Genomic DNA, 14,941 nt, shown 5'->3' on the forward strand with positions numbered 1-14,941 from the left:
TGCACGATGCGCCATAGTCGTTTGTCGGAAATCTCCAACTGGCGGGAGACGGCCAGTACCGGCAGCTCCTTGACCAGTGACATGGCCGCTTGCTCGAACAGCAGGGTAAAGTCGCTGCCCGGCCGGGCCCAGGGCACCTCTATGCGCTTGACGCCATGGTCAGGACACTTCGTGCGCGGCACGCGAGCATGCAGGTAACAGTGATGCTGAAAGAAGTTCAGATGCCGCCAGGTTTTGTCGGCAAAGTCATGAGCTTGGCAGGCCTTACCACATTCTGGGCAGGGATAGAGACTGCCTCGCTCTGCCTCGACATAGAGGTCCAGGCGGTGGGGCGACACGGCGGTATCCAGGTACTGGTTCTTGAGGATCCAGGGCGCTTCCAAGCCCAGGCCGAGAGTCAGAATTTGGGTGCCGTCCATGTCATACCTACTGTCGTTGTGGAGACTATATTCTGGCCTAGCTCAGGGCATGAATTCCACACTCAGCGTCGAAGAGCCATTTTTTCAACATCTGTATGGGCTAACTTCGGGAATACAACCCAGGATCTGCCCTTACTAGAAAGAGGAGTGTCTTCTACACAGCTGCTTGCCCAGGGGCAACCCAAGCGTTTCAATATGAACATTGAACAAGCGACTACGCTGAAAGTGGATAGTGATCACTTTCCAGGCTTTACCAGTACTGGCAACCGTATTTCAGCTGTTCTACTCAACGAGGTAGGACAGCAAGAAGCAGAAGCTTCTAGCACACGGGGGCACTTCGAACTTGTTAGTCAGCTACAACCGGGGAAATACCAGATTGATGTGACAGGTAGCTCAAGGGGAGGTGCTAAGAAAAATGATAATAACAGCTATGAACTGCATGTTACCTACTAATTATTAACTACCAGCGAATGCCGTCCCCCACATCATGGAACAAATCTTCCGGTTTATAGCTGACTACATTTGATGAGCTTCCAGTAATTTTTTCCATAAACCTCTGATCCGACTGACGATTTCCTTTATCGTATAAAAGATCATTTTTAGTAAACGCATCAGTTCTCAACGAAGTCTGAGATTGTGGCTTAACAATTACCGCATGCCCTGCAGAGCAATCTTTGTTTAGCTCTATTGAGTTATTGGCGAACACCAGCGGGCTTGCAGTGATACCCATGCAAAGACCTACTAAGCACATTTTTTCGCTAGATTATTAAATAACATAACTATCTCCTTATTTTACCTATAGCCGCCTTATATTTAAACGTTACAGTAACGTTAATTTTAAGCGCCGTTTTTCTCACACCACTCTGTGCTCTGAAATTCAAAATCATTAAATTTTTTATAAAAAAATTAATTACCATTGATATCAATGGCAGGTTAAATACATTAACAAGCAATGGCGGTGTAGTTTTTTGTCTAACCAAATTGCATCTTTCTAAAAGCTGCTGAGTGGCCACCCCTTAGCGGTGGTCATTCGGCATTGTTCTAATCGCTGTTAATTGAGGTAATCACCGAATCCATGCCCTTGGACGTGAATTCAAACTCGACCTCATCGCCTTCCTTGAGATTCATAAGCTGCTCAGGCGTAGCCTTGAACCCCATTGTCATGGCCGGCCATTCGAGCTCTGGCACCGGACCATGAGCAATGGTAACGGTTCCTTTCTCCATATTTATCTTACGTATGGTGCCGGCAGCCTTGGCTATCTCAGCTGCAGCGTCGTTCTGATCCATCTGCATGTTATCCATCGCAGTATCCTGATCGTGCTCCATCGCGTTCATGTCGCCAGCAAAAGCGGCAGGAGCTATCGCGAGGGTTATCATTAATGCGAGTTTGGTTCTCATCGTGTTTCTCCAGAGGTTGGATGGGTTAGGTGAATAGATCGGCGTCTCATCAATAGATAAGCCGCTGGGAGGACAAACAAAGACAGTAGTGGGGCAGTGATCATCCCTCCGACCATAGGCGCAGCGATGCGGCTCATAATCTCGCTTCCGGTTCCACTCCCTAGCAGTATCGGTAGCAAACCGGCGATAATAACTGCCACGGTCATCACCTTAGGCCGAACGCGCTGCACGGCTCCCTCACGGATCGCCCCAAAAAGTGCTGGTTCGTCAAAATGACCGGCTTTATTGCGCTCGACCCAGGCGTTGGTCAGATACAACAACATAATCACACCAAACTCAGCAGAGACTCCAGCCAGAGCAATGAAGCCGATACCCGTGGCGACCGATAAATTGTAATCGAGCAAATACAGTATCCAGACCCCGCCTGTAAGGGCGAACGGAAGGGTAGCCAGAATCAATAGCGCTTCGCTAAAGCGTTTAAATATCAAATAAAGCAACACGAAGATGATGACTATCGTTGCTGGCACCACCAGTTTGAGTTTCGCGTTGGCTCGTTCCATGAATTCAAATTGGCCTGAATAACGAATACTCATGCCGGACTCGAGCTCTATTTCATCATTGATCTTGGCACGAATATCTTTCACTACCGTGGCCATGTCTCGGTCGCGAACGTCGACATAGACCCAGCCTGTCAGGCGGGCGTTTTCGCTCTTCAACATGGGCGGGCCGTCGGTGACCTTGATTTGCGCCACGGTGCCTAATGTGATCTGGCTGCCTTGAGGAGTATAGATAGGCAAATTGCGCAGGTCGTCCAGTGAGTCACGCCATTCGCGCGGATAGCGCAGGCTGATCGGATAGCGCGCCAGTCCTTCTACGGTTTCACCAATATTCGCGCCACCAACCGCACCAGCAACGATGGATTGAACGTCGGAGATGTTCAGCCCGTAACGTGCTGCTGAGCTGCGTTCAATGTCGACATCAATGTAACGCCCGCCCGTGAGGCGTTCAGCGACTGCGGAACTTACCCCTGGGATAGTCTGGGCGATCCGTTCCACTGACTGGGTGATTTTATCGATTTGCACCAGATCCGAGCCGTATACTTTGACACCTATGGGGCTTTTTATACCGGTGGCAAGCATATCAATGCGGTTACGGATTGGTGGAATCCACAAGTTAGCCAGACCCGGAACCTGCACCGCCTGGTCCAGCTCAATCATCAGTTTTTCCGGTGTCATGCCCGGTCGCCACTGGTCTTTCGGTTTGAACTGGATAGTGGTCTCGAACATAGTTAACGGCGCTGGGTCGGTCGCGGTATCAGCGCGGCCGGCCTTGCCGAATACCCGCTCAACTTCCGGCACCGACTTGATCATCCGATCAGTCTGTTGCAACAGCTCCGAGGCCTTCTGAACCGAAAGGCTCGGTAACGCTGTTGGCATATAGAGCAAGTCTCCCTCGTCAAGCGGCGGTAAGAACTCTCCGCCGAGTCGCGAGGCCGGCCAAAGAACAGTCAGAAACACTAGCAATGCTACCAGCAATGTGGACTTCGGCCATCGCAATACCGCTTCAAGGGCCGGCTGGTAGATCCAGATCAGTCCACGGTTGATCGGGTTGCGATGCTCATCCGGAATTTTGCCGCGAATCCAGTAGCCCATCAGAACCGGGACCAATGTAATCGAAAGGCCCGCTGCTGCTGCCATGGCATAGGTTTTGGTGAAAGCTAATGGGCCGAACAACCGCCCCTCCTGGGCTTCCAGCGTAAAGACCGGAATGAACGAGAGGGTGATGATCAACAGGCTGAAAAACAGTGCCGGCCCCACTTCAATCGACGCATCAGTAATGACTTTCCAGTGCGCTTCACCCTTAAGCACCTTGTCTGGGTGCTTCTTGTGCCAGGCTTCGATGTGCTTGTGTGCATTCTCAATCATCACGATAGCCGCATCGACCATCGCGCCGATGGCGATGGCGATCCCGCCCAACGACATAATATTGGCGTTGACCCCTTGGCGCTGCATAATGATAAAGGCGATAAGGATGCCCACCGGTAGCGAAACAATCGCTACCAGCGAAGAACGAAAATGCCAAAGAAAAATCAGGCAAACCAGTGCAACTATGATGAACTCTTCAAGCAGCTTGTAACTAAGATTCTTCACTGCGCTGTCTATCAGGGTGCTGCGGTCGTAGGTGGTGACGATCTCCACCCCGTCAGGCAGGCTCTTCTTCAGCTCCTGCAATTTGTCCTTCACCGCCGTGATGGTTTCGCGGGCGTTCTTGCCGCTGCGCAGAATTACCACGCCGCCAACTACTTCACCTTCGCCGTTGAGTTCGGCAATGCCGCGGCGCATCTCCGGGCCTAACTGGACATGCGCTACATCGCCCAACGTAACCGGCACACCGCTACTCTCCAGGCGTAATGGGATGTCGCGAAAATCATTAAGAGACTCCAAATAGCCTGAGGCGCGCACCATGAACTCGCTCTCACCCATCTCCAGCACACTACCGCCCGTTTCGCGATTGGCCGCGTCAATTGCCTGGGTAACCTGTTGCTGCGTCACTTTGCGATTAGCCATACGCACCGGATCAAGCACCACTTGGTACTGTTTGACCATTCCGCCGATTGGTGCCACCTCGGCAACATTCGGCAGTGTCTTCAGCTCATAGCGCAGAAACCAATCCTGTAATGAGCGCAATTGCGAAAGGTCATGGGCGCCGGTGCGATCGACCAGTGCGTACTGGAAAATCCAGCCTACCCCCGTCGCATCAGGCCCTAGCGTTGGGGCAACACCAGCCGGCAGCCGGCTTTGTACCTGACTTAAATATTCAAGCACTCGGGAGCGAGCCCAGTACAGATCGGTATCGTCGTCAAACAATACATAGACGTAGCTATCACCGAAGAATGAGTAGCCCCGCACCGTTTTGGCCCCAGGCACCGATAGCATGGTGGTTGTCAACGGGTAAGTAACCTGATTCTCAACGATCTGTGGCGCCTGCCCAGCATAGGGCGTACGGATAATGACCTGCACATCAGAGAGATCCGGTAGTGCATCAACCGCCGTGTTCTGTACTGACCAAATGCCCCATGCCACAGAAAAAAGCGTGGCAAGTAGCACCAGAAAACGGTTGACGACCGACCAACGGATGATTGCTGCGATCATAACTGGCCTCCCAGTTTTTCGATTCGCTTAATCACCAGCCCTTCATCACTTTCGCTAACGCCTACACGCACCCTGTCGTCCTGAGCCAGGTCTTGCAGCAAAGACTCCTCTGCGATTGGAAAAGACATTGTCATACCTGGCATATTAAGTGTTTTGAAGGGGCCGTGAGATAGCACAATCGCACCCTCTTCCAAAGTAATGATGGTACCTTCAGCCTCGTGCAATGCAGGCTCAGGAGCCGATACTGGCTGATTCATTTGGGTAGTTAACCCGCGCAGACTGGCTTCTGAGTCAAGCAGGAACTGACCAGAAGCGACTACCTGCTGATTTTCCTCCAGCCCTTCAAGCACTTCTGTTTTACCACCAGCTTCACGGCCAGTTCGTACTTCTATCGGGCGATATTTACCTTCTCCTTCAGTCACCATGACAAGAGTACGCCGACCGGTGCGGATCACAGCCTCGGTGGGCAAGACCAGTGCCATCTCATCGCTGCGGGTCAACGTTACTTCAGCGGTCATGCCAGGGCGCAGACGTTGCTCAGGATTAGGCAGCTCAATTCGGACTCGTACTGTTCGGCTGTCCAGGTTGGCTTCTGATAAGATAGTCTCAATCGTTCCTTGCAACGCTTCACCTGGAAACGCTGGAAGCCTAGCTTCGACAGGTTGACCCATTGCCAATACGCTCATCTGAGACTCGGGCACCGCTACTTCAAGCCAGACGGTTTCCAAGCCGTTGATGCGCGCCAGCGGCGCGCCAGCAGGCAACGTCATACCTTCGCGCACCTCAAGCGTTCGCAGCACGCCGCTGATGGGGCTACTGACGGTCCATACTGATATCGCTTTTGCACCACGTTCCAGTTGCGTAATGTACTCAGCCGGCATACCTGCCAGGCGCATTCGTTGGTGAGCTGCCTCTAAAAGTTGTGGCTCGTCCAAACTGCGCAGGGCGAGATACTCCTCCTGTGCAGCGACCCACGCAGGCACCAGAAAATCGGCCAACGGTGCCCCTTTTTCCACTACGTCTTCCGGCGCTAGGCCATAAACCCGCTCGACGAAACCGCCGCTACGCGCCTGAACTATGGCAACATCACGCTCATCAAATGTCAGGATTCCAGCCGCGGTAACAATCTCACTGACAGACTCACGCGTTACGGTAGCTACACGCATCCCCAGGTTCTGCATAATGCCAGGGTCGATTGACATGGAGGCGCCATCGCCACCTTCATCGGCATAACGAGGCACCAAATCCATATCCATGAAGGGCGATGGACCAGGCTCGTCGAAGCGCTGCTGGGGATACATGGGGTCGTACCAGTACAGCACTTCTTTATCTTGCTGTTCGTCTGCCTGAGCGTGAGCGGGCAACGTCGCCAACGAAAGTCCGACAAGGCCTGTAAATCCAAGAACCCTGGGCCAGCCGATCAGCAACGCTCGTCGCTTGATTTTGAATATCATGGCTGGTTATCTCCGAAAGCGAAATGTAGGCGAGCATTGGTTAACGAGCGATCCCGAGCCAAATCAACGCGGCGCAAGCGGGTTTCAACCAGCTCTTGCCGAGCACTGATGACGGCCATGAGTTCACCGCTACCGGCACGATAATCCGCCATAGCTAGTCGCACCTTCTCTTCAGCCAGCGGCAGCAAAGCCTGCTCAAGCCGAGCCAAGCTTTGAACAAGCCGCTGGTATTCAGCCAGATCAGTTGCCAATGATTGGTTGTACCTACGCAACACTGCCTCTCGTTCTGCTTCAAGCTGGGCCAGACGAGAGCGTTCAGAATCAATAATGGGATCTTGACGTGAACCGGAAAATACGGGTAGATCAAAATTGACGCTGAGGCTAACCATATCGCCGAAATCACGACCGCGCCGCTGGTAATCCACGCCCCAGCCCCAATCAGGAGTTTTCTCAGCGACGGCTTCAGCAATTTCAGCCTGTGCCTGACGCGTCATCGGATTGAATGCCAGCAACTGCGGATGCCGTTCCAGGTTGTACTGGTAATGAGCTAAATCGTCCTGCCATTGTGGCCAGCCACCGGTCAGTGGCTGGCTGGCGGCCGGGCCAATCCAGCGGCTTAGTGCGGCCCGGGCTGCTGTTTCGTTGCGCCGTAACAAGTCCTCCTGATCCGCTAGCAATACAGCTTCCTGTTTCGGCAGTATGCTGTCAGCTAGCTGACCACGTCCTCCGGCAAGCCGCGCTGTTACTGCTCGGGAAAACAGTTCGTTTTCAGCATAAAGCTGTTTGAACAGGGCCAGCTTGCGCTCGATCGCTAAGGTAGTGATCCAGGCGTCTGCTGTTTCCTGGCGTACCTGAAGAAGCTCAATGGCCTGCTCCGCATCAGCGACCGTCGCAGCAGCATCCGCTGCATCAATTCGTGCCCGGCGCTTATCACGGTTAGGGACTTCCTGCATTACACCGACCATCTGCATGGTCATCGGCTCATTGCCAAGCTCCCAGCGTGATTCGCCTTCAATGGGAGTGTTTTGCAGTCCTAATCTCAACTTGGGATCCGGCAGTTCTCCGGCGGGGATGGCCGCACTGCGTGTCGCCTGCTGATTGGCCGCTTGAGCAGCCAACGAAGGAGCTTCACGCTCAGCCAAATTCAAGGCTTGCTCCAAAGTAAGTGCGACTGACAACCCAGGAAAGCCAAGCGAGCTGACGAATAGGGCGGCCGTGCACGCACGAAGCCAATTGATTCGGTATTTCATGGTGATTGATTCCGTTTATGTTCCAGCGCGAACCAAAGGCACGCGATGACCATCCGAAAGCTTCAGGGGCGCCGGATGATATTCATTACATAATAGGAATCAGCTGCGGGGAGGATGCCAAACGGCATCTGGTGCGAGGGACCGCACAAAATTTATTGCCAACACAAGAGGGAGCTGGCTGGGCGAAAACGGCAGGCTTTTGATAACAGCTACCTGGAGCAGGCTGCTGGTTTTACATTCCTTGCCGCTCTTGCAGTCGGCAAAGTCATCTCGTTCGTGCTGCGAACAGCATTCATGCTCGGTGTCCCCCGAGAAACTAGACTCCGGGGTAACGTAAACATTCGAATGATCCATGGAGAAAGAACCGGTCATCATAAGGGTTTGCGCCGTTCCCGTTACGGGAAGTGCAAAACTCAAAATAAATACAATAAAAAACCGGGTATATAATTTCATAGTCGGGCATTCTATTGAAAAAAGACTCATATAACAAGACTTCCTAAATGATCGCGCAGCAATAATCACGCTTTATTTCAGTATTTTGCAGTGCATTTAGGGCATTTTCACAAAGGCTTTCAGGAAAATTAAATCTATAAAATAAAAAACAAAAAAGATACAAAACTTTGGTAAAAAAAGTTAAAGGTAATGCAGAAAAAAGAGCTATTAAATAGTCATTAATGGTAATGTAAATGTTATAAGCACCTCGCTAAGAGCCTCATTTTGGAGAAACTAAACAACTTACAATTAGCCTACCCCAAGGTTGCCAGGGAGGGGAAAAGGTCGACCATGATACTGGAAAGCCGTGTCATATACCCCGTAACGATGGCGATGCCCATCAGGATCACAATCGTGCCCGCCACGGGGCGAGCATAGGCGCTCCACCTTCCTAGGCTTTGCCGATGCAGAGCGAATCGGTTAATCAGTAAAGTGCTGGCAAGAAAAGGTAGCGCTAGGCCAGCCGAGTAGGCACTGAGATATATCATTCCAGCCTGAGCACTAGCAGCGTTGGACGTGGCCATCAGGATGGCGCCCAGGATGGGGCCGATACAAGGCGTCCAACCGATGGCAAAAGAGATCCCGAACACAGTCGCCGACAGCGGGGAGCCACCCTGGACATTGGGGGTGAACTGAAAGGTACGCTGGAAAAGCGGCAACCGGAACACGCCGGTCATGAAGAGGCCCAGCACGATCACCGCCGAGCCGGCAACCCAGTTGAATTCTTGACGATACCCTCGCATCAGTTGCCCGATACTACTGGCGCCGAGCCCGAGTAGGATGAACACGATGCTGAAGCCGAAGACGAAGAAGGCACTGAGGGTCAATGCCTCTAACCGCCTGTCGGCTTTACCGGCACTACCGCCTGTGACCACCGACAGGTAGGCCGGTAACAGGGGCAGCGTGCAGGGCGAGAAGAAGGAGACCAATCCGCCGATAAAGGCGCCGACCAAGCCGATGGAAGAGAGAGATTCCAATGTGTTATCGCAACTTAAGTTATGGAGACAGCCAACAAGGGTATTGATACCAATCCCATGGTGCTACCTCCTATCATGTCCATTTTAGCGCCATAAGAATTTTAAGGCTTACAGCTACTTTAAGGTCAACCTTTATTGGCAAATTATTTGTCTCCTACCGAACTGCAAATATTACACATCAGGCTTGACCTTAAAGTTGACTTCAAAGTTATGGTGGCTACTCAATGAATGACATGAGGACATTTCCATGGCGCTACAACTGGGCGAGACAGCACCAAACTTCACGATCGAATCCACGCAAGGCACGGTCAACTTTCACCAATGGCTTGACGACAGCTGGGCGGTGCTGTTCTCGCACCCCGCTGATTTTACGCCAGTATGCACCACAGAACTGGGCGCGTTTGCCAAGCGAAAGAACGAATTCACCCAGCGGGGTGCCAAACTGGTTGGGGTTTCGGTGGATCCCCTCAGCTCTCACCACGACTGGGCGGGGGATATTGAACAGACTCAGGGCACGGCCCTGAACTACCCCTTGCTGGCTGACGAAGATCAGGTGGTAGCGAAGCTTTATGGAATGATCCATCCCAAAGCCGACCCCAAACTGACGGTGCGTACGGTCTTCATCATCGATTCTGACAAGAAAATTCGTCTCACTTTGACGTATCCACCCAGCACAGGACGTAATGTCGACGAGATACTGCGGGTTCTCGATTCGCTTCAGCTAACTGACAAGCACAAAGTGGCCACCCCCGTTGACTGGCAAAATGGTGACGATGTCATCATCTCGCCATCGCTATCGAATGATGACGCTAGGCAACACTTTCCCGAAGGCTGGAACACCAAGACGCCCTACCTTAGGGTCGTGCGCCAACCGGAGCAATAGGAGCCCCGACCGGTAGATTCGTTGAGTCAGGCTGCCAGAAGCTTGGATTAATAATGTCGTGAGGTAACGCTATGCAAACACTAAGTATCGGCGAGCTTGCCGAACGAAGCGGGGTCGCTAGCCAGGCGATTCGATTCTACGAAAAAGAGAGACTTATGCCTCCTCCGAGGAGGACCGATGCCAACTATCGGCGTTACCCACTGGAAGCTGTGGATCGGTTGCAGTTTATCGTCCATGCCAAGCAGTGGGGCTTCACGCTGCAAGAGATTCGGGAGCTGTTAATGCTTCAGGATGCTAATGGCGACCGGGCGCAAGCTAAACGCATCGCCAGCGAGAAGCTGCACAAGGTGCGAGAGCAGATCAAACATCTCACGCGGATTGAAGCCGTATTATCGAAAACACTGGACGAATGTGCAGGCGCAGGGCCTATGCAGGAAGGCTGCCCGATTGTTGAAGCTATCGCTGAGCAGACTGAATGATCGGGCATTTTCTCGATAGCGAACATGGGGAATCAAGCTCGCATATCAGGTCGTCGATAAATTAACAGGGAGATCGTCATTATGGCGCAAAACGTCGATATCGAGATTCGTGGTATGTCCTGTGCTTCCTGTGTTGGACGTGTGGAACGTGCACTCAGCCAGCAGCCAGGCGTGATCAACGCTCAAGTGAACCTCGCCACCCAGAAGGCGGCTATCCAGGTCGAAGCAGGTACCACGACCACTAGCCTACTCAACGCCATTGAAACAGCGGGCTATCAACCTGTGGTGGAAAGTCTCGACATTCCCATCACCGGCATGAGTTGTGGATCGTGTGTCTCTCGGATAGAGCGAACGCTAACGAAGCTGCCCGGCATGGTGGAAGTGAGTGTTAACCTTGCTACCCAGAAGGCCTTCGTTCGCTTCCTGCCGGGAGCCGTTTCGTTAACGCGTATTCAGCATGCCATCCGCGAGGCAGGCTATGAACCACAGGATACCGATACGCCGCCACCGACGGACAGCGAGGACCGGGAGAGAGCTGAGCTTCGCCGCCGAGTCGTGCTCGCGGCAATATTCACGATTCCGGTGGTCATTATCGCCATGGGGAAAATGATTCCCGCTTTTGACACGCTGTTAACAAGTCTAATGCCGCATCGCGCCTGGATGGGCGTCGAGTGGTTATTGGCGACACCGGTGCAGTTTTATGCAGGTGCACGCTTCTATCGTGCCGGCTTCGCCGAACTCCGGCATTTTAATCCGGGCATGAACAGCCTCGTCATGATCGGCTCGAGCGCTGCCTACTTCTATTCAGTCGCCGCCTTGCTGGCGCCCGCGCTCTTCCCCGTCGGAACAGCCGTGAGCTATTTCGAAGCGGCAGCGGTCATTGTGACGCTAATTCTGCTCGGTCGCTATTTTGAACACATTGCCAAAGGTCGCACTTCCGAGGCGATCAAGAAGCTTCTGCAATTACAGGCGAAAACTGCCCGTGTCATCCGCGAGGATGAAACCGTCGAGCTGCCTATCGACGCCGTCGTCACGGGCGATCGTATTTTGGTTCGCCCAGGGGAGCGTGTTCCAGTCGATGGCATCGTTGAGGAGGGTCACTCCTACATTGATGAGTCGATGATCAGCGGTGAGCCAGTGCCGGTCGTCAAACAGAAGGGTTCCGAAGTCGTCGGTGGCACTATCAACAAGAACGGTGCACTTACCTTTCGGGCCACGCGAGTCGGTGCCGACACCGTCTTGTCGCAGATCGTCAAGATGGTGGAAACGGCCCAAGCGGAGAAGCCCCCCATTCAGCAATTAGCCGACAAGGTTGCTGGTGTGTTTGTTCCTGTGGTCATCGTTATTGCCGCGATTACCTTTGCACTCTGGTTCGCTTTCGGACCGGCGCCGTCTTTGTCCTTTGCCTTCGTCACTACCGTTAGCGTGCTGCTAATTGCCTGCCCCTGTGCGATGGGTCTGGCCACCCCAACGGCCATCATGGTCAGTACCGGGAAAGGGGCCGAGATGGGAGTGCTATTTCGTAAAGGGGCGGCGCTTGAGACGCTGGCCAAGATGAATACGGTGGTACTGGACAAGACCGGCACTTTGACCCAAGGGCGCCCCGAACTGACCGACTTCGAAGCGATCAACGGCCATGAAAACGAAGTGCTGCGACTGGTCGCGGCGGTGGAAGCTCAAAGCGAGCACCCCATCGCCGAGGCTATTGTACAGGGCGCCAAGGCCCGTGGGCTGGAATTACCCCCGGTCAGTCGCTTTAGTGCCGAGCCTGGCTACGGCATTGAAGCCGAGGTCGACGGCCACTTGGTGCAAGTAGGAGCTGATCGTTACATGCGTCGGCTGGAAATCAACCTCGGCCAGGCAGAAACACGCGCCAAGGTGTTGGCCGAGAACGCCAAGAGCCCACTCTATGCCGCGGTAGACGGTCAGCTTGCTGCAGTCATCGCGGTGGCGGATCCCCTTAAAGAAGGCTCTGCCGAGGCTATCGCAGCACTCAAAGCGCAAGGGCTGGACGTGGCCATGCTCACCGGCGATAACCGTGCTACTGCCGATGCTATCGCACGGCAGGTTGGCATCCAGCAGGTTCTCGCCGAGGTGCTGCCCGACCAGAAAGCGGCAGAGATCCGGCGTCTCCAAGCGGAGGGCAAGCGTGTCGCTTTTGTGGGAGATGGAATCAATGATGCTCCCGCGTTAGCGCAGGCCGACGTGGGCATTGCGATCGGCACTGGTACCGATATCGCCATCGAGTCTGGCGATGTGGTGCTGATGAGTGGCGATTTGCGAGGCATCGTCAATGCCACAGCGCTCTCCAAGCGTACCCACCGGACCATTATCGGCAATTTCGTTTGGGCCTATGGCTACAACGTAGCACTAATCCCCGTAGCGGCGGGCGTGCTCTATCCGTTCATCGGCGTATTGCTCAGCCCCATGCTGGCGGCGGCGGCCATGAGCATTTCCAGTGTTTTTGTGCTGACTAACTCGTTGCGGCTACGCCGTTTCACATCGGATACCGGCAATGCCACACCACGTCCAAACGATGCTGTTCATCGCGCCTAAACCAAACAATGTCGTGTTAACGAGGAATTCAAAATGATGGGAAGTGAAAGCTGCATGTGGGGTATGGCAGGGATGGGCCTAATAGCGATCTTGTTGATTATTGCGCTGGGGCTTGGTGTTGCTGCGCTCATCAAATACCTGTTTTTTAATAAGAAGTGATGAAGCTGGCAACCGAATACAATCGTCCCCCTTGGGTAGATCAGAAACTAATAAAGAGAGCATCCATGAGATATATCCTACCTATCACTTATTGCCTAGCTGCTGCAGGTCTGTTAGGTCTTATAACGTTGCCTGCGTTGGCGCAGGAAGCAAGTACTGATGCCACTGAGAGTCGTCAGGCCAGCAGTGCCACGAATACTGAGTCTCCCTTGCCCAAATCGATTACCGCATTGGTGGATCAAGGGTTCACCTTCCATGGCAGCTTCGAAGCGCCTGACGGTCTCCAAGGCTATGCCTTGTCTTATGATAATGAGCCTATGGCAGCTTATATCTCCTCCTCTTCCGACTACGCCGTCATTGGTACGTTAATCGACCCGCAGGGCAATGCCGTTATGGAAAGCCAGCTTCAGGCTCTGGTGCTGGACCCCATGCTGGAAGCTACCTGGAGTGCGTTTGAAAACACTCGTTTTATCTCGGAGGGGAATGATGATGCTTCGCATATTGTGTACACACTAACAGACCCCAACTGCCCCTACTGCAATGCACTCTGGAAAAATTCGCGCCCGCTCATTGAGCAAGGCGTGTTACAGCTTCGTCACGTGCTGGTCGGCGTGCTATCAGAGGACAGTCTTCGCAAAGCTGCTGCAATCCTTGAATCCGACAATCCGGCCAGTGCTCTCGAAACTCATGAACTGGAATTTCGCAATGGCGGCATAAGGCCGGTGGAGCCGTCGGAGGAGAGTCAAGCGCTTCTTAGAAATCACGCCCAGATCATGCGTGAGGCCGGTGCTACGGGAACGCCGACCAGCTACTACCGTGATGAAGCCGGGAAAGTTCAGCGTATCAATGGCGCAGTGTCGACCGACCAGTTTCGCGAAATATTGGGCGTTGAATGATACACCATAACGGTACAGGGCTGAGATGCGAGTCTCCCCAATCACGACCACTGAGATGCACATGGCAACCAAGCTTAGCGTAAAGCAAACGCTCTTTTTGGGGCTCACTCTATTGATGGGCTTGGCGGCCCTTTATTGGATTCTGATGGAGACCGGCGCCTTGTCGGTCTTGACCGACAAGCAGGCCTTGCGTGAGTGGCTTGATAGGCTGGGCTTCTGGGGGCCGTTGGCCATCATCTTTATGATGATGGCGGCCATTGTCATGAGCCCGATTCCCAGTGGCCCAATTGCGATGGTGGCTGGTGCGCTTTACGGCCCAGTTTGGGGGACGATCTATGTCGTTATCGGTGCCGAAGCCGGTGCTCTGCTCGCTTTCTGCATTGCTCGTTTGCTCGGCTATGAAGTGATGCAACGCTGGCCGCGTACGCGGCCCATCCTCAACTGGCTGGGAAAGGAGCGCTCTCAGACAGGCTTGATGCTCATCGTTTTTGCATCCCGATTGGTGCCCTTCCTTTCGTTTGATGCCGTCAGCTATGCGGCAGGTATCACCCCCCTGTCTTTCTGGCGCTTTTTGATCGCCACACTGGCCGGCGTGATCCCCACGGCGTATCTAATCGTCATGTTCGGCGAAGTGCTGATTACGGCCGACTCCCGTGGCCTCACAATCGCGCTGATTCTCATCAGTGGCATTACATTGCTGCCTCTGCTGGCGAAACGCTTATGGGCTCGACAGCCATGACCGATAGCAACCGAGTGCTCTAAATCAACTTTCGTAAGCATTAACAATGCTCAGCAGGCACTTACCCGCTACTACCTGTGAGACGTA

General features: G+C 53.5%; 15 protein-coding genes. 7 read left to right on the forward strand and 8 right to left on the reverse strand.

Annotated elements, in window-relative coordinates:
• Positions 1-419, reverse strand: a 419-nt coding sequence (locus ELY38_RS16710) for a helix-turn-helix domain-containing protein (RefSeq protein WP_185858991.1), incomplete at its 3' end; no start/stop codon positions are given.
• Positions 420-614: 195 nt separating this feature from the next.
• Here ELY38_RS16710 and ELY38_RS16715 point away from each other — a divergent pair.
• Positions 615-872 carry a hypothetical protein gene (locus ELY38_RS16715; protein ID WP_127063332.1) on the forward strand — a complete coding sequence of 86 codons (258 nt, stop codon included), beginning with the start codon at positions 615-617 and terminating at the stop codon, positions 870-872.
• Positions 873-879: 7 nt separating this feature from the next.
• On the opposite strand, the gene ELY38_RS16720 is transcribed toward ELY38_RS16715, so the two are convergent.
• The 7 genes from ELY38_RS16720 to ELY38_RS16750 all read right to left on the reverse strand — a co-directional run bounded on the left by ELY38_RS16720 (position 880) and on the right by ELY38_RS16750 (position 9,142).
• Positions 880-1,149: a hypothetical protein gene (locus ELY38_RS16720; RefSeq protein ID WP_127063333.1), complete on the reverse strand. Its 270-nt coding sequence runs from the start codon at positions 1,147-1,149 to the stop codon at positions 880-882.
• 311 nt (positions 1,150-1,460) lie between these two features.
• Positions 1,461-1,817 carry a copper-binding protein gene (locus tag ELY38_RS16725; RefSeq protein WP_035564328.1) on the reverse strand — a complete coding sequence of 119 codons (357 nt, stop codon included), beginning with the start codon at positions 1,815-1,817 and terminating at the stop codon, positions 1,461-1,463.
• On the reverse strand, positions 1,814-4,969 hold the full coding sequence (locus ELY38_RS16730; protein ID WP_035564330.1) for an efflux RND transporter permease subunit: 3,156 nt from the start codon (positions 4,967-4,969) through the stop codon (positions 1,814-1,816). Before ELY38_RS16730 ends, ELY38_RS16725 begins: the two co-directional genes overlap by 4 nt.
• On the reverse strand, positions 4,966-6,423 hold the full coding sequence (locus tag ELY38_RS16735) for an efflux RND transporter periplasmic adaptor subunit (protein WP_035564331.1): 1,458 nt from the start codon (positions 6,421-6,423) through the stop codon (positions 4,966-4,968). Before ELY38_RS16735 ends, ELY38_RS16730 begins: the two co-directional genes overlap by 4 nt.
• Positions 6,420-7,673: a TolC family protein gene (locus ELY38_RS16740; protein ID WP_035564332.1), complete on the reverse strand. Its 1,254-nt coding sequence runs from the start codon at positions 7,671-7,673 to the stop codon at positions 6,420-6,422. Before ELY38_RS16740 ends, ELY38_RS16735 begins: the two co-directional genes overlap by 4 nt.
• A 99-nt stretch (positions 7,674-7,772) precedes the next feature.
• Entirely contained in the window at positions 7,773-8,156 is a 384-nt protein-coding gene (locus ELY38_RS16745; protein WP_127063334.1) for a hypothetical protein, read from the reverse strand.
• Between the two features lie 263 nt (positions 8,157-8,419).
• Positions 8,420-9,142 carry a cytochrome c biogenesis CcdA family protein gene (locus tag ELY38_RS16750; protein WP_035563023.1) on the reverse strand — a complete coding sequence of 241 codons (723 nt, stop codon included), beginning with the start codon at positions 9,140-9,142 and terminating at the stop codon, positions 8,420-8,422.
• Between the two features lie 247 nt (positions 9,143-9,389).
• Between ELY38_RS16750 and ELY38_RS16755 the strand changes: the two genes are divergently transcribed.
• The 6 genes from ELY38_RS16755 to ELY38_RS16775 all read left to right on the forward strand — a co-directional run bounded on the left by ELY38_RS16755 (position 9,390) and on the right by ELY38_RS16775 (position 14,854).
• A complete protein-coding gene (locus tag ELY38_RS16755; protein WP_008958491.1) occupies positions 9,390-10,025 on the forward strand; it encodes a peroxiredoxin in 636 nt (211 codons plus the stop codon).
• Between the two features lie 71 nt (positions 10,026-10,096).
• On the forward strand, positions 10,097-10,504 hold the full coding sequence (locus ELY38_RS16760; RefSeq protein WP_113271219.1) for a heavy metal-responsive transcriptional regulator: 408 nt from the start codon (positions 10,097-10,099) through the stop codon (positions 10,502-10,504).
• A gap of 81 nt (positions 10,505-10,585) precedes the next feature.
• The gene (locus ELY38_RS16765; RefSeq protein ID WP_113271218.1) at positions 10,586-13,060 is read left to right on the forward strand and encodes a heavy metal translocating P-type ATPase; all 2,475 of its coding nucleotides are present in this window, start codon (positions 10,586-10,588) and stop codon (positions 13,058-13,060) included.
• 33 nt (positions 13,061-13,093) lie between these two features.
• Positions 13,094-13,219, forward strand: coding sequence for a hypothetical protein (locus ELY38_RS19555; RefSeq protein WP_258955997.1), 126 nt, complete (start codon positions 13,094-13,096; stop codon positions 13,217-13,219).
• 65 nt (positions 13,220-13,284) lie between these two features.
• Positions 13,285-14,115, forward strand: a complete 831-nt coding sequence (dsbG, locus tag ELY38_RS16770; RefSeq protein WP_022522190.1) for a thiol:disulfide interchange protein DsbG — start codon at positions 13,285-13,287, stop codon at positions 14,113-14,115.
• A 61-nt stretch (positions 14,116-14,176) separates the two neighbouring features.
• Entirely contained in the window at positions 14,177-14,854 is a 678-nt protein-coding gene (locus ELY38_RS16775; RefSeq protein ID WP_113271217.1) for a TVP38/TMEM64 family protein, read from the forward strand.
• The last annotated feature ends 87 nt before the right edge of the window (positions 14,855-14,941 follow it).

The sequence above is a fragment of the Vreelandella nanhaiensis genome, assembly GCF_003990185.1.
Taxonomy (GTDB): domain Bacteria; phylum Pseudomonadota; class Gammaproteobacteria; order Pseudomonadales; family Halomonadaceae; genus Vreelandella; species Vreelandella nanhaiensis.